This is a genomic window from Embleya sp. NPDC001921 (assembly GCF_053594475.1).
This window is the reverse complement of the sequence record NZ_JBSFEO010000079.1, coordinates 1-15,401: the sequence shown is the minus strand read 5'-3', so window position 1 is coordinate 15,401 and position 15,401 is coordinate 1. Positions and strand designations below refer to the sequence as shown.

The window sequence follows — 15,401 nt, the reverse complement described above, 5'->3', positions numbered from 1 at the left end:
CGAACCAGCCCCGCCGGCGCTTGAGGCCAACACGGAAGCCGCATGGCCCGAGTGCACCCGAGCCGCTCAGTCGCCGATCTCCAGGATCTTCTCCCGCATCGCGTAGACCACGGCCTCCATCCGCGAGTGCAACTGGAGCTTCTCCAGGATGTTGCGCACGTGGTTCTTGACCGTGTTCTCGCTGATGAACAACTGCTTGGCGATATCGCGGTTGTTGCGCCCGGTGGCCACCAGCCGCAGCACCTCGATCTCGCGATCGGTCAGCCGCGGCGCGGGCACCAGGCGTCGTTCGTCGTCGCGCCTGCTCATCGACTTGAACTCGGTCAGCAGCTTGACCGCCATCGACGGGCTGATCTGCGACTGCCCGTCGGCCACCGCGCGGATCGCCGAGGCCACCTCGCCGTGCGAGATCTCCTTCAGCAGGTAGCCGGTCGCACCGGCCTTGATCGCGTCGTAGAGGTCGGCCTCTTCCTCGCTCATCGTCAGCATGATGATCTGCGTGCTGGGCGCGACTTCCTTGATCGCCGTGCACGCCTCGATACCGCCGCGTCTGGGCATCCGGACGTCCATCAGGATGATGTCGGGCAGCAGATCCTGCGCGGCCTCCAGCGCCTCGGCGCCGTCCCCCGCCTCGCCCACCACCGTGATGTCGGGTTCGGGCGCGAGCACGATGTCCAGACCCCGGCGAAACAGATCGTGGTCGTCGACCACCAGCACGCGAATCGGTTCGCCCGCTGAGCCGTGGTCCACGCGGGTCGGAACAGACTGTTCACCCACCGTGTTTCCCCCCTGGGTCGGCACGATCCGTGTCCAGGACATGATCCCACGTGATCGCCACGACGCCAGGCCCTGATGGGTGTTATGTGCGGAACGTACTTGCGAAGCGGAACTTTCGCCAGGGAACGCCAGGGTCGAGCACGCAACCGACGCCGAAACCCCGAAGGGTTTCGGCGTCGGATCACCGACCTGGGGCGCGCCCGAACGGCCCGACCGCTGCTACTGCGGTCCGCCGTCCTCGCGGTCCTCGGGCTTGAGGTGGATCACACCGTAGTCGTAGCCGTGCCGGCGGTACACCACGCTCGGCCACCTGGTGCTCGAATCGATGAACAGATAGAAGTCGTGGCCTACCAACTCCATCTCGTACAGCGCCTGGTCGAGCGCCATCGGGCGCCCGGCGTGTACCTTCTCGCGAACCACGAGGGGGCCTTCGCCGTCTACCTCGATCGGGCCCGCCATGTGCGGCTGGGGCCTCAATTCGCCGTTCTTCACAGCCTCGATGTCTTCCGCGGACGCCACCACGGCCCCGTTGAGCCGATCGGCGTGATTGATCTCCGCAGTGGCCGCGCCCACCGATACGGGGGAGCGGTGACCATGGTGTACGCGCCGCCGGTCGGCGGCCTTGCGCAACTGCGCTTCGAGCCTCGCGCACGCCATGTCGAGTGCGGCGTATGGGTCGGACGCGGCGGCTTCGCCCCGGATGACGGGACCACGCGTGTTCAGCGTGATCTCCACCCGGTCCGAACGCTCCGCCAGCCGCGGGTTCCGCTCCTTGGATACCTCGACGTCAACGCTGATCACCTTGTCGTCGAGCTTGCGGATCTTCTCCAGCTTCTCGACGCAGTGCTTGCGAAAACGCTCCGGTACCTCGGTCTTGCGGCCCTTGACGACAATGTCCACGCAGAACTCCATCCATTGCGCCATGCCGGAGGGGTGGGCACCCAACCGACCGACCAGGCCGCCGATGGCCCTGCTCCGACCGGCGCTGCCGGGCGGTCGCGGCCACCACGGCCGCTGCCTCGACTCGCCCTCCCACGGCTCGGACCGCACGGGTCGCCTCCGCGAGAGTTGCGCCGGTGGTGCAAACATCATCGACGACGATCACCACACTAATGCCCGTAAACAAGGGCGCCAACCTGTCCGAAACGATCATTGATCGGCGGACGTTCATCCCCCGTTCACGTGCGGAAAGACCGGCTTGATCCCGTACTCGACGGGTATGTCGCAATGCCGGCAGCACGCGCGCGCGAGCCCCGCCCGCGCGCAGCCGGCCGGCCGCGCGCAGGGCCAGCTCGCCGATGGCGTCCCGACCCCGGCGCCGCACCGCGGCCCGGGTCGAGGGCACCGGGACCAGCAGACAGGGCCCGGTCGGGTCGCTCAGCCCGGCCGCCGCGGCCCGCGCGAGGGCGTCGCCGAGCGGGCGGGCCAGGGTGTGCGCGCCGTGTTCCTTGTACGCGGCGAGCACCGAGCGCACCGGCTCCCGGTACGCGGTGATCGCGTGCACCGGCGGCAGGCCCTCGGGCGCGGGGATCGGCCGCGCGGGCGCGGGCTCCGGGGCGAAGGCCCCGTGGCACTCGGCGCACAGCAGCGCGCCCGGCTCGGTGCAGCCCGCGCAGTGCACGGGCAGCACCAGGTCGGCCCATGTCGCGAACACCCGACGCCGTTCCATCTCCCCAAGCTCGCACGTCCGGCCCCGAAACGGACCCGTCGCGGGCGCGACCACCCGATCCGGTCATGGCGCGCCGTGGCGAACGATCGAACCCGCCCGGGCCCGACCGGACCCGCCCGCTGCCGACCGGTACGACACGCCGCCCGACGGGACGGCGCGCCGCCGACCGGGGCGGGGCGCCGCCGACCGGGGCGGGGCGCCGCTAGCCGGGATAGACCGGGTACAGCCCGCTGTGCACCTTGGTCCAGTTGTTGCCCTGGGACAACTGGTAGATGTTCTCCTCGCCGGAGTCCGCCAGCAGGGGCTGGTCCGCGCCGTCCGGGGCCGCGATGCGCAGCATGCCGTTGACCGAGGCGACCGAGACCGAGATGCCGCCGTCGATGTCCACGATCTGCGGCTGGAGCGCGCCCTGGCCCTCCTTGCCCAACACCACGAGCCGGTCGGCGCCGTTCCAGGAGATCGCCTTGACCTCGACCAGCGAGGGGATCACCGAGCGCGGCGCGGCGATCGTCATGGCCACCGTGCCGTTGCTCACCCGCCGCTCGACCCGGCCGATCAGGACCTTGCCGTTGTCCACGATCAGCGCGGCGCGCGTGCCGTCCGGGGACAGCCGCAGGCCGGTGATCCGGGACGCGGCGATGCCCTGCACGTCGACCTCGACCCGGGTGATCTGCTTGCGTTCGTCCTCGTACAGCGCGAGCACCCGCTCCGCGTTCCTGGTCCGGTCCAGCACCCACAGCACACCCCGGCCGTCCCAGGTCGGGCTGAGCAGCGACGCCGGACCCGTGCTCAGCCACTCCTGGACCTCGCCGTGGCCGTCCACGTCACCGACCCACAACTTGCGGCCGTTGGTGTCGATGCCCGCGATCCGGCGGCGGAAGGGGTCGCGCGAGACGGCGATCTGGTCGACCTTGTAGGTCCCGTCGCCGAAGGGTCCCGGCAGCACCGGCGGATTGCCGTTCGGGCCGGGCACCACGTTGACCACGTTGCCCTTGGCGATGAAGTAGCCGGTGGGCGCGGACGTCTTGGCGGCCCGACCGGGGTCGTACTGCGCGGCGTCGTCGTCGGAGAGCGAGCACATCGGGGCGCCGCCGCCGGTGATCGAGACGGAGTCCACCCCGGAGACCTGGCGCAGCGTGTACAGCAGTTGCGCGGCCATCCGCTCGCAGCCCTTGGTCTGGGCGAGTCTGGCCTCGCGGTTGAGCTGGACCCGGGCGATCCGGTTGTCCTCGATCGAGACCACCCGGTCGGCCGGCGCGGTGCCCGGCGGGAACGCGGTCTCCACCACCGGCCGCAGCCAGTCGGTGGGGCCTTCCACGAGTTGGCGCACCAGCGCGGAGGTCAGGCCGACCCGGCTGCGCAGGTAGACCGGGTCGGGCACCAGCATGTCCTTGCCCATCGGCATCGCGGTGGCGAACCAGTAGGTGTTCACCGACCGGTAGATCCGGTGGAACTCGGCCCGGGACAGGATCAACCCGTCCGGCAGGTCGGCGATCCGCCACTGGTTGTCGGTGCCCAGGCGCAGTTGCAGGGTGGCCCGGTACTGCGCGTTCGGCTGCTGCTCGGGCTGGTAGGCGTTGCGGCTGTCGACCGTGCCCACCCGGGTGCCGGACACCTCGGCCTGGTAGGTCCGCTCGTCGGTGCCGGGCACGAGTTCGATCCGGGCGATCGACTCGAGCACCACGATCTCGCGCGTGGGCACCCACTTGGCCCGCGCCTCCGGGGTCAGGTAGGCCCGCGCCGTCGTGTAGTCCGGCTCGTCGCTGGTGACCGCCTCCAGGAAGCCGGCGACCATGCCGTGCGGCTGCTCGCCGGGCTTGGGCGGCACGGCGAACACCCGCACCTGCTGCTCGGGGCCCTGGTCCTTGGTGCCGCCCTTGCCGGCCTCGCGCACGCTGCCGCTGTGCGGCATCGACGCGCACGCGCTGAGCGTGCACAGCACGCACAGCAGGGCCAGGAACGGGGTGATCCGCCTCATCGGCCGCCTCCCGAGGAGCCGGCCGCGCGCACGGTGCGCCGATACGGCGAGCCGGCCGGGCCCAGGCCCCGATTGGCCCGCGAGTCCTCGGGCTCCAGCGGCAGCGGTGAACGCACCAGCTCACCGCCCGCGGTCTTGGGCAGGCTCAGCCGGAACTGCGAGCCGCCGCCGGGCTCGCCCCACGCCTGGAGCCAGCCGCCGTGCAGGTTCGCGTCCTCCAACGCGATCGACAGGCCCAGGCCGGTGCCGCCGGTGGTCCGCGCCCGGGCCGGGTCCGCCCGCCAGAACCGCGCGAACACCAGCGAGGACTCGCCGGGCTTGAGGCCCACGCCGTAGTCGCGCACGGCCACCGCGACCGAGTCCTCGCCGCCGGCGACGCTGACCACCACGTCGTGGCCCTCGCCGTGCTCGACCGCGTTGACCACCAGGTTGCGCAGCACCCGGTCGATCCGGCGCGGGTCCACCTCGGCCACACACGGCTTGTCCGGCACGCGCACCACCAGGCGGCTGCCGCGCCGCTCGGCCAGCGGCTCGGCGCCCTCGACCACCCGGCGCACCAGGTCGCGCAGGTCCACCGGCTCGGCGTCGAGCACGGCCGCGCCCGCGTCGAACCGACTGATCTCCAGCAGGTCCGACAGCAGCGCCTCGAACCGGTCCAACTGGTTCTGCAACAGCTCGGCCGATCGCCGGGTGGCCGGGTCGAAGTCCTCGCGCGCCTCGTGCAGCACGTCGGCGGCCATCCGCACGGTGGTCAGCGGCGTACGCAACTCGTGCGAGACGTCCGAGACGAACCGGCGCTGGACCCGGGAGAGCTCCTCCAACTGTCTGATCTGGTTCTGCAGATTGGAGGCCATCTTGTTGAACGAGGATCCCAGCCGGGCCAGATCGTCCGCGCCGACCACGCGCATGCGCTCCTCCAGGCGCCCGGCGGCCAGCCGCTCGGCGATCCGCGCCGCCATCCGCACCGGCGTCACCACCTGCCGGGTCACCAGCGCCGCGATCGCCACCAGCAGCAGCACCAGGAACACCCCGGCGGTGGCCAGCGTGCTGCGCACCAGCCCCAGGGTCTTCTCCTCCGGTCCGAACGAGAAGAAGTAGTAGAGCTGGTAGGACCCCCCGTCCGGGTCCTCCAACTGGGCCCCGACCACCAGACCGGCCTCGCGGGTTCTCTCGGCCGGACCGTCGCCGCGCTGCCCCTCGCGGACGATCTGGGTGTACTGCAACAGCGCCACCCCGCGCTTGAGGCCGATCTCGCGGCGCAACTCGGCGGGCACGCTCGCGTCCGGGACCACGTCGCCGGACGCGCGCGGGCTGCGGCCGGCCCCGGGGGAATCGTCCGCGGTGTCCTGGCTGGTGGCGGCCACGTCGTAGACCCCCTGGCCACCGCTGGAGAGCTGCTTGACCAGCGCGTTGAGCCAGTCGCCGGTGTTCACCCGGTTGCCGGACGCCGCGGTGCCGGTGGGCACCTGGACATGCCGGCCCGGACTGGTGGCGATCTCGTCGGCCTGGGCGCGGGCATCCTCGAACCCGCCCTGGGCCTGGGACCGGGCGGAGGCCACCTTCGCGTCGAGCAGGCCGTTGCGGACCTGGCCGACCACCACCACCCCGAGCAGCACCATCACGGCGACGGACAGGACCAGCGTGGTGGCCACCACGCGAAACTGGATCGATCTGTTCCACAGCGCGATGACCCGGCCCACGCCACCGCGCACACGACGCAGGGCGAGGGACCAGGCCGACGGGGAGGGCGGCCGCTGTGCGGTGCTCACCGGTACGAACTCAAGGTCAGGCCGGTCCCGCCTTGTAGCCGACCCCGCGCACGGTGACCACCGTCTCCGGGCGCTCGGGATCGCGCTCGATCTTCGAGCGAAGCCGCTGGACGTGCACATTCACCAAGCGGGTGTCGGCCGCGTGTCGGTAACCCCAGACCTGTTCGAGAAGCACCTCGCGGGTGAACACCTGCCAGGGCTTGCGGGCGAGTGCGACAAGGAGGTCGAACTCCAGCGGGGTGAGCGCGATGTTCTGCCCGTCCCGCTTCACGGCGTGGCCGGCCACGTCGATCACCAGATCGCCGATCACCAACTGTTCCGGGGTGGGTTCTTCGGCTCTGCGCAGGCGGGCCCGCACACGAGCGACAAGCTCCTTGGGCTTGAACGGTTTGATCACATAGTCGTCGGCTCCGGATTCCAGCCCGACCACGACGTCGACCGTGTCGCTCTTGGCGGTGAGCATCACGATCGGCACGCCGGACTCGGCACGGATCTGGCGGCAGACGTCGATGCCGTCGCGGCCGGGCAGCATCAGGTCCAGCAGCACCAGGTCCGGTTTGACGTCCCGGAAAGCCTGGAGTGCCTTGTCGCCGTCCGCCACGAACGACGGCTCGAACCCTTCGCCACGCAGCACGATGCCGAGCATCTCGGACAGTGCGGTGTCGTCGTCAACGATGAGGACGCGTCCCTTCATGTGCATCATCGTCGCATTACCGGATTGTGACCTGCACTCATCCGACCGATTCCGGCCGCGTCCACAGGCAACAAACCCACCTTTTTCGGGGCAAATACCATGATCGAGAGGGCGGAATCACCTCGAATACCGGTCGAATACCGAGCCGTACGCCGGCCCGCGGGCCCGGGCAATGGACATTTCGGCCACACGCACGACCGCCGCGGACACTCGCCGGCGTCGCGCCGGCCGGCCCGGAACGCGCGCGAAGCCCTCGACGTTGTCCACGCGATCGGTGCGCCCGTACGCCGAACCGCATCCCGTGACCGCCCGTTCATCCGGGGCCCGCGCGGGCATGCCACGATGAGTCACCACCCGATCAGGACGAGGAGCGCAAACGCATGACGGACTCGCCCGGCCCGCCCACCCCGGACGCCCCGGGGCCGGACGGAGAACGCCCGTCGGACGACGCCACGTCACCCGACCGGACCGCACCCGCGCCTGCCTCGCAGCCGGCGGCCACGCCCCCGGTCACGCCTCCCGCCACGCGCCCGTTCGCGGACTCGTCCCCGGACGAGACCGCGTCCGAGGCCGCCGGCGAGCCCGCGCCCGCGCCCGCAGACCGGCCCACGTCCCTGGACAAGCCCGCGTCCTCGGACACGCCCGCCGCCGCGAACGCGCCGACGTCGTTGGACAAGCCGCCCGCCGAGGACCGGCCCGAGCAGCCCGGCCCACAGGCCCCGGCCCCCGGCTGGGCACCCGTCCAACCCCCCGCCGCCGGCTGGGGCCCGCCCCAACAGGGCCCGGCCAACGGCTGGGGACCCCCGCATCAGGGCCCCGGCCCGCAAGGACCCGGCCCGGACCCGCGCTGGGGCGGCAACCAGCAGCCCCTGTGGGGCGCGCCTCCCGGCTGGAACGGCCCCCACGTCCAGGCCGCCAAGCCCGGCGTGATCCCACTGCGCCCGCTGAGCGTCGGCGAGATCCTCGACGGCGCCTTCGCCGCCATGCGCTCGCACTGGAAGGTCATGATCGGCATCGCCGTCGTGGTCGCCCTGCTCACCCAGTGCCTCGAAGTGCCCATCACGTGGCTGCTCAACCGCGAATTCTCGCCCAGCGACCTCGGCGACGACCCCACCGGCGAGGAGATCCGGCACTACCTGCGCGACACCGCCGCACTGGTGCTCGTGCCGATCGTGGTCTCCACCCTCGGCCAGATCGCCGCCACCGCCATGCTCACCGTCGTGGTCAGCCGCGCCGTGATCGCCAAGACCATGACCGCCGGCCAGGCCTGGACGGCGGTCCGCCCGCTGTTCCCGCGGCTGCTCGGGGTCACCTTCGCCAGTTGGCTCATCCCGGTCGGCGCCCTGCTGGTGGCCCTGCTGCCCGGCCTGGTCCTGCTGGCCGTCGGCGCCGACGGCCTCGGCGCCCTGCTCGTGCTCTTCGGCATGATCGGCGGCATCGTCGCGGCGATCTACCTCTACGTCTGCCTCGCCCTGGCCGGCCCCACGCTGATGCTGGAGAAGCAGTCGGTCCGCAAGTCCCTGGAGCGCTCGCGCAAGCTGGTCACCGGCTCGTGGTGGCGCGTGTGCGGCATCATGCTGCTGATCGCGCTGATCATGGCGATCGTCGGCGGCATCATCCAGACACCGTTCCTGCTCGCCTCCGACGGCTTCTCGGCGATCACCGCCTCGGACGCCTCCGACATCCCCGAGCCCTCCTTCCTCGACCTGCTGATCACCGGCGTCGGCGCGGTGATCTCCTCCGCGCTGCTGTTCCCGTTCGCCGCCGGCGCGACCGCGCTGCTCTACATCGACCAGCGCATCCGCCGCGAGGCACTCGACCTCGACCTCGCCCGCGCGGCCGGCGTCCTGGACGACGAGCCCGGCAGCGACACGACCTCGGGACCCACGCCGGCGTGACCCGCCACATGCCGCCGATCCCGGCCCGGGACTGGGAACCGGTGGACATCCCGCGCGACGACGCGCGGGATGCCGCCCGGGACGAGCTCTCCCGCAGCGAGTACCACCGCGACGACCCCAGCCTGTTCAGCCGCGCCCTGGACTGGTTCTTCGACCACCTGGGCGACCTGCTCTCCCGGGCCGGCGACAACAGCCCCGGCGGCGGCATCGGCCTGGTGGTGATCCTGCTCGTACTGATCGCCGCGATCGTGCTGCTGCGGATGCGCCTGGGCCCGCTGCGCGCCGCCCGCCGCCGCGCGGACTTCCCGCTCTACGGCGACCAGGGCCCGATGTCGGCCGCCCGACACCGCGCCGCCGCCGACGCGCACGCCGCCGAGGGCCGCTGGGACGAGGCGGTCCGCGAACGCTTCCGCGCCATCGTGCGCGCCCTGGAGGAACGCGCCGTGCTCGACGTACGCGCCGGCCGCACCGCCGACGAGGCGGCCGCCGAGGCGGGCCGAGCACTACCCGACGCCGCGGCGGACCTGCGCACCGCCGCGGCGACCTTCGACGACGTGCACTACGGCGGCCGTACCGCCGACCGGGAACTGGACCGCGCCCTGCGCGAACTCGACGCCCGCTGCGCCGCCGCCCGCCCGCACACCGACGGGCGGGTGCCGCGATGAGCAACACCGCGCTCGGCCCCGACGCCGAACAGGTGTGGCGCCGCATGCGCCTGCCCCTGGCCCTGGTCGCCCTGGTCCTGATCGTGGTCTCCGCGCTCGTACTGCTCCAAGGCGACCGACACGAGGGCCGCCTGGACCCCCGCTCCACCGGCGGCCAGGGCAGCAAGGCCCTGGCCCGGCTGCTCCAGGCCGAAGGCGTCCAGGTGAACACCGTTCGCTCCGCCGACGAGGCGGCCCGGTCCGTCGGCCCGGACACCACCCTCCTGCTGCCCTTCCCCAACCTGCTCACCGAGGAGAGCCTGCGCACCCTCGCCGCCGCCGCGCCGGCCCGCACCGTCCTGGTCCGCCCCGGCGAGGACGCGCTCGCGATCCTGGCGCCCGGCCTGCACACCGCCCGCGACGCCGACCGGCGCACCCTGCAACCGGGCTGCGCGCTGCCCGCCGCCGAGCGCGCGGGCGACGCGGACATCGGCGGCGGCCGCTACGACACCTCGCTGCTCCCCGGCGCCACCGGCTGCTACCCGGACGCGGACCGGCCGACGCTCGTACTCGCCCCGGTCGGCGCCGGCCGCGACACGGTCGTGCTCGGCTCCGGCAGCCCGCTGGTCAACGACCGCCTCGACGACCGCGGCAACGCCGCCCTCACGCTCAACCTGCTCGGCGCCCACCCGCGCCTGATCTGGTATTTGCCCGGCTCGGGCGAACTCCCGCCCGCCGACGACTCACTGTGGGACCTGCTCCCCTCCGGCTGGCGCTGGGGCGCCGCCCAACTGGCCGTCGCCGCCATCCTGCTGGCCCTGTGGCGGGCCCGCCGACTCGGCCCCGTGGTGGCCGAACCACTCCCGGTCGTGGTGCGCGCCGCCGAGACCGTGGAGGGCCGCGCACGGCTGTACCAGCGCGGCCGCGCCCGCGACACCGCCGCCGAACTGCTGCGCGCCGCCGCCCGCGAACAGCTCGCGCGCGCCCTGGGCGGCAACACCGGCGAGGCCGCCCTGATCGCCTCGATCACCGCCCGCACCGACCACACGTCCGCGCACCTGCACGCCCTGTTGTACGGTGCGAACCCGGAGAGCGACGAAGCCCTCGTCACCTTGTCCGACGAACTCGACGCGCTGATAAGGCAGGTACGCACGACGTGAGCGCACCCGAGCAGACCCGCGAGGCGCGCGACGCCCTCGAAGCCCTGCGCGGCGAGATCGGCAAGGCCGTGGTCGGCCAGAACGCCGCCGTCACCGGGCTGGTGATCGCCCTCCTGTGCCGGGGCCACGTGCTCCTGGAAGGCGTCCCCGGCGTCGCCAAGACCCTGATGGTGCGCGCCCTCGCCCGCAGCCTGGATCTGACCACCACCCGCGTGCAGTTCACCCCGGACCTGATGCCGGGCGACGTCACCGGCTCGATGGTCTACGACGCGCGCACCGGTGCGTTCTCCTTCCGCGAGGGCCCGGTGTTCACCAACCTGCTGCTCGCCGACGAGATCAACCGCACGCCGCCCAAGACCCAGGCCGCGCTGCTGGAAGCCATGGAGGAGCGCCAGGTCTCGGTCGACGGCACCACCCGACCGCTGCCCGACCCGTTCATGGTCGCGGCGACGCAGAACCCGATCGAGTACGAGGGCACCTACCCGCTGCCCGAGGCCCAGTTGGACCGCTTCCTGCTCAAGCTCACGCTGCCGCTGCCCGAGCGCGACGACGAGATCGTGGTGCTGCGCCGGCACGCCGAGGGCTTCGACCCGCGCGACCTGGAGGCGGCCGGCGTACGCCCGGTCGCGGGCGCCGCGGACCTGGCCGCCGGTCGCCGGGCGGTGAGCGCGCTGCGCGTCGACCCGAACATCCTGGCCTACGTCGTGGACCTGTGCCGGGCCACCCGGACCTCCCCGTCCCTGGCCATGGGCGTCTCCCCGCGCGGAGCCACCGCGCTGCTCGCCGCCGCACGCGCGTGGGCCTGGCTGGCAGGCCGCGACTACGTCACCCCCGACGACGTCAAGGCGCTGGCCCGCCCGGCCCTGCGACACCGCGTCCGGCTGCGTTCCGAGGCCGAGATGGAAGGCGTCACGCCCGACGTGGCGATCGACGCCGTCCTGGCCCACACGCCGGTCCCGCGTTAACCGCCGATGGCCCTGACCGGTCGTGCCGTCCTGGCCGCAGCACTGGGCATCCTGGTGGTCGGCCTGCTCCTGCCCTCCCTGCTCGGCCTGGTGGTGGTCGAGGGCGCGCTGCTGCTCGGCATCCTCGCCGACCTGCTGCTCGCCGCCGGCGTCCGCGGCCTGACCTTCGAACGAGGCGGCGACACCGCGGTCCGCCTCGGCGAACGCGCCGAGGTCACGCTGACCGTCACCAACCCCGGCACCCGCCCCCTGCGCGGCCGACTGCGCGACGCGTGGCCGCCCAGCACCGGCACCGCCACACAGCGGCACGACCTGGACATCCCCGCCGGCGAACGCCGCCGGCTCACCACCACGATGACCCCCACCCGCCGCGGCGACCGCAACGCCTACCGGGTCACCGTCCGCTCGATCGGCCCGCTGGGCCTGGCCGCCCGCCAGGGCTCGCACAAGGTGCCGTGGCGACTGCGCGTGCTGCCCGGCTTCCCCAGCCGCCGACTGCTGCCCTCCAAGCTGGAACGCCTGCGCGAACTCGACGGCCGCTCGGCCCTGCTCACCCGCGGCGCGGGCACCGAGTTCGACACACTGCGCGAGTACGTCCCCGGCGACGACGCCAAGTCGATCGACTGGCGCGCCTCCGCCCGCAACCAGGGCGTCGTGGTGCGCACCTGGCGCCCCGAACGCGACCGGCACATCCTGATCGTGCTGGACACCGGCCGCAGTTCGGCCGGCCGGATCGGCGACATCCCGCGCCTGGACGCCGCGATGGACGCGAGCCTGCTGCTGACGGCGGTCGCCAATCACGCGGGCGACCGGGTCGACCTGCTCGCCTACGACCGCCGCGTACGCGCCGAGGTCCGCCGGGCGCCCCGAAACGGGATACTCCCGGCCTTCGTCCAGGCGATGACCGTACTGGAACCGGAGTTGATCGAACCCAACGCCCGAGGCATGGTCGCCGAGGTTCTCCGCCGCTCCCCGCGCCGCTCACTGATCGTGCTGATCACCGGTCTGGAACGAGAGGCGGTCCAGGAGGGAATCCTCCCGGTGCTGCCCGGCCTGGCCGCCCGACACGAGGTGATCGTGGCGGCGGTCGCCGACCCGGCGATCACCGCCATGGCCGGCCGGCGAGGCGACGTCACGGCGGTCTACGAAGCGGCCGCGGCCGAGCGCGAACTGGCCGAACGCCGGTCCACCGCAGCCGAGTTGCGCCGCAAGCGGATCACCGTCGTGGACGCGCCACCCGGTGAACTGGCCTCCGCGCTCACGGACATGTACCTGGCCTTGAAACTGGCCGGACGACTGTAGGCCGGAGGGCCCGCCCGGGCGGGCGGACGGGGTCGCTCTTGCGGGCCGAGCGACCGCCCGCCGCTCAGCCGCGCCGACGCTCCTCACGCTCGCGCCGGGGCCCGTGCTCAACTACCAGGGGTGACGTGCCCGTTCGCCCACGCCCAGGCCGCGATCCCGACCCGATTGCGCACCCGCAACTTCGCCTGGATGTTCGCGATGTGCGTCTTCGCGGTGCCGGCGGTGATGTACAACTCGGCGCCGATCTCGGCATTGGTGTGCCCCTGGGCGATCAGTCGAACGATCTCGTGCTCACGGGTGGTGAGCGGATCGGGGACCGGGCGCCCGGCCGGGGTGGCGGCCGGTGTCGGATTCGAGTTCCCGTCCGGATTCGGGTTCGGGACCGGGTTCGCCGCCAGTCGATCGAGCAGGCGGACGGTGACCTGCGGGCTGATCAAAGTGTCGCCCGCCATCGCCGCCCGGACCGCCTCGATCAACAGCGTGGGCCCGGACCGCTTGAGCAGGAACCCACAGGCCCCGTTGCGCAGCGCGGTGTGCACGTACTCGTCGAGTTCGAAGGTGGTCACCACGATCACCCGCGTGGGCGTGGCCACGTCCGGGCCGGCGAGCCGCCGGGTGAGTTCGAGCCCGTCGAGCCGAGGCATGCGAATGTCGGCCAGCACGACGTCCGGACGCAACCGCGCCGCCGCCTCTACGGCCGCGACACCGTCGGCCGCCTCGCCGACCACGGTCATGTCCGGCTGCGAATCCAGCACGAGCCGAAACCCGCTGCGAATGTCGTCCTGGTCGTCGGCGATCAGGATGCGCGTGGTCACCGGTTCCTCGTTTCCCGGGTCGAGCGAGCAGTTGCGGCCTTGGGCTCGGGGTGGGGCGGGTCGGCCGAGTGGGGAGCGCGGTCGGCGCGGTCCGCGGGCAGGATCGCGTGGACGCGCCAGCCGTGTTCGAGCGGCCCGGCATGGAGCTCGCCACCCGCCTCGCGCACCCGCTCACGCAGCCCGGCGAGCCCGTGCCCGCCTCCCGTGCGACGGCGCGCGAGGTTGTGGGCGCCGGCGGCGCCGGGGCCCGTGGCGTCGTTGTCGTCCACCACGAGTACCGCCACGGCCGGACGACCGAATCGGGACGACGCGGTGACCGCGACGTCCACGCCGACCGCGTTCGGCGCGTGTCGGCGGACATTCGTCAGCGCCTCGACGACCACTCGGTGGACGGTGGCCGACGTCTCGCGGGACACAACGGTCACCGGGGCGTCCGAGTTCGGGTCCGCGGTGGTGGCGACGTCGGCTGCGGTCGTGAGTTCGGGCGCGATGGTCAGGACCGCGCGGGTGCCGGCCGAGGTGGTGAAGTCGGCGATCAGCTCCGGCAACCGATCGATACCGGGCAAGGCCACCCGCGATGCCGCCCGATCCGAGTCGCCGACGTGCAGCGTCGTGACCATCCGGTCCATCGACGCCAACGCCGCCAACCCGGCCCGTTCGATCCGCTCGAGGGCGACCAGCGCCTGAGCGGGATCCGACGCGCCGACGAAGCGGGCCGCCTGGGCCTGCGCGACGATGCCACTGACGTCGTGCGCGACGTAGTCGTGCAGGTCCCGGGCGATGTCGAGCTGCTGCTCACGCCGAGCGGACACGACCGCGGCCACCCGCCGCCGCTCGACCAATCGCGGATACCCGCCCAGGACCACCGCCACGACCACCGGAAGCCCCCAGAACACCGCCGCGCCGAACGCCTCCAGGGGACCACCCCGCCACTCCGCCAACGGCAGCGACCACAGCGCGACCGCCGCCCCCATCGCCCCGATCGCACCCCCCGCCGACCGCCGCGGCTCCCAACGCGCACACGCCCCGACCAGAACCAGCAGTACGGCCACCCGGGCGAGTCCCCAGACGCCCGACTCCGTCGACGAGGACCACGCCTGTCCCAGGAGGGAGACCAAACAGAGCCCACCCAGCCCGATACACACATACGAAAGCGACGCCCCCGGCCTCGGCCGACACAACACGGCCCACAGCACCACCGCGCCGCCGACCACGGTCGGCACCACCGCAAAGGGGCTCTGCCCGAAACCGATCCCGAGCCCGACACCAACGACGCCAACCACACAGGCAACCGCGGAAGCACGACCGAGAAGCCCACTGACGGCGACAGGACCTCCGGCGCGGACGTCAGTGCCGGTCCGGACTCGGGACCCTCCATCGGCAGCAGTGCTCATCGGCGTGCCTCCCCCATCCGTCAGCATGATCACCAGAGCGTAGACGCGCACACTTTCCACGCGCCTCTGCCGAAAAGCAGAGAGCCCACCCGGTCCGCATCTGCCGATCGCCCGATGGTCCGATGGAGGCCGGGTCCTTCCGAACGTCAGTTCCGGCCCGGCCCGACACGGACACACCGAAATCGAAAGCAACAAAAGCCCGGATCCGGGAAACGCAAAAGGCCCGCCCCCGAAAAGGGGCGGGCCTTTCACACGTAGATTCCGGCGGCGTCCTACTCTCCCACACCCCTTCGAGTGCAGTACCATCGGCGCTGGAGAGCTTAGCTTCCGGGTTCG

The 15,401-nt window shown here is 72.5% G+C and carries 13 protein-coding genes and 1 rRNA gene; 5 read left to right on the top strand and 9 right to left on the bottom strand.

From position 1 onward, the window contains the following. Nucleotides 1-66 precede the first annotated feature (66 nt). From ACWCPW_RS48370 to mtrA, 6 genes are all read right to left on the bottom strand, one after another. Complete coding sequence (locus ACWCPW_RS48370; protein WP_052174179.1) at nucleotides 67-777, bottom strand: response regulator; 711 nt, start codon at nucleotides 775-777, stop codon at nucleotides 67-69. Nucleotides 778-996: 219 nt separating this feature from the next. After that, complete coding sequence (gene hpf / locus ACWCPW_RS48365) at nucleotides 997-1,677, bottom strand: ribosome hibernation-promoting factor, HPF/YfiA family (RefSeq protein ID WP_395863432.1); 681 nt, start codon at nucleotides 1,675-1,677, stop codon at nucleotides 997-999. Beyond that, nucleotides 1,565-1,930 (bottom strand): phosphoribosyltransferase family protein, encoded by a 366-nt coding sequence (locus ACWCPW_RS48360; RefSeq protein ID WP_449768040.1) that lies wholly within the window; start codon nucleotides 1,928-1,930, stop codon nucleotides 1,565-1,567. The genes hpf and ACWCPW_RS48360 overlap by 113 nt, the downstream gene beginning before the upstream one ends. 718 nt (nucleotides 1,931-2,648) lie before the next feature. Next, a complete protein-coding gene (locus ACWCPW_RS48355; RefSeq protein WP_449768030.1) occupies nucleotides 2,649-4,424 on the bottom strand; it encodes an LpqB family beta-propeller domain-containing protein in 1,776 nt (591 codons plus the stop codon). Further along, nucleotides 4,421-6,193, bottom strand: a complete 1,773-nt coding sequence (gene mtrB / locus ACWCPW_RS48350) for an MtrAB system histidine kinase MtrB (protein ID WP_449768029.1) — start codon at nucleotides 6,191-6,193, stop codon at nucleotides 4,421-4,423. Before mtrB ends, ACWCPW_RS48355 begins: the two co-directional genes overlap by 4 nt. Nucleotides 6,194-6,209: 16 nt before the next feature. Next, nucleotides 6,210-6,887 (bottom strand): MtrAB system response regulator MtrA, encoded by a 678-nt coding sequence (mtrA, locus tag ACWCPW_RS48345; protein WP_026219725.1) that lies wholly within the window; start codon nucleotides 6,885-6,887, stop codon nucleotides 6,210-6,212. A gap of 380 nt (nucleotides 6,888-7,267) precedes the next feature. On the opposite strand from mtrA, the gene ACWCPW_RS48340 reads away from it, so the two are divergent. From ACWCPW_RS48340 to ACWCPW_RS48320, 5 genes are read left to right on the top strand one after another with little or no spacing between them, the layout of a single operon-like run. Beyond that, nucleotides 7,268-8,785 (top strand): hypothetical protein, encoded by a 1,518-nt coding sequence (locus ACWCPW_RS48340; protein ID WP_449768028.1) that lies wholly within the window; start codon nucleotides 7,268-7,270, stop codon nucleotides 8,783-8,785. Beyond that, nucleotides 8,782-9,450, top strand: a complete 669-nt coding sequence (locus ACWCPW_RS48335; protein ID WP_449768027.1) for a DUF4129 domain-containing protein — start codon at nucleotides 8,782-8,784, stop codon at nucleotides 9,448-9,450. The genes ACWCPW_RS48340 and ACWCPW_RS48335 overlap by 4 nt, the downstream gene beginning before the upstream one ends. Next, a complete protein-coding gene (locus tag ACWCPW_RS48330) occupies nucleotides 9,447-10,589 on the top strand; it encodes a DUF4350 domain-containing protein (protein WP_449768026.1) in 1,143 nt (380 codons plus the stop codon). Before ACWCPW_RS48335 ends, ACWCPW_RS48330 begins: the two co-directional genes overlap by 4 nt. Then, on the top strand, nucleotides 10,586-11,554 hold the full coding sequence (locus ACWCPW_RS48325; RefSeq protein ID WP_449768025.1) for an AAA family ATPase: 969 nt from the start codon (nucleotides 10,586-10,588) through the stop codon (nucleotides 11,552-11,554). The genes ACWCPW_RS48330 and ACWCPW_RS48325 overlap by 4 nt, the downstream gene beginning before the upstream one ends. Nucleotides 11,555-11,560: 6 nt before the next feature. Then, nucleotides 11,561-12,856 carry a DUF58 domain-containing protein gene (locus ACWCPW_RS48320; RefSeq protein ID WP_449768024.1) on the top strand — a complete coding sequence of 432 codons (1,296 nt, stop codon included), beginning with the start codon at nucleotides 11,561-11,563 and terminating at the stop codon, nucleotides 12,854-12,856. Between the two features lie 107 nt (nucleotides 12,857-12,963). Here ACWCPW_RS48320 and ACWCPW_RS48315 read toward each other — a convergent pair whose 3' ends face one another. The 3 genes from ACWCPW_RS48315 to rrf all read right to left on the bottom strand — a co-directional run. Then, entirely contained in the window at nucleotides 12,964-13,671 is a 708-nt protein-coding gene (locus ACWCPW_RS48315; protein WP_449768023.1) for a response regulator, read from the bottom strand. After that, nucleotides 13,668-14,789, bottom strand: a complete 1,122-nt coding sequence (locus tag ACWCPW_RS48310) for a sensor histidine kinase (protein ID WP_449768022.1) — start codon at nucleotides 14,787-14,789, stop codon at nucleotides 13,668-13,670. Before ACWCPW_RS48310 ends, ACWCPW_RS48315 begins: the two co-directional genes overlap by 4 nt. 535 nt (nucleotides 14,790-15,324) lie before the next feature. After that, nucleotides 15,325-15,401 (bottom strand): 5S ribosomal RNA (gene rrf / locus ACWCPW_RS48305); the annotation flags it as partial.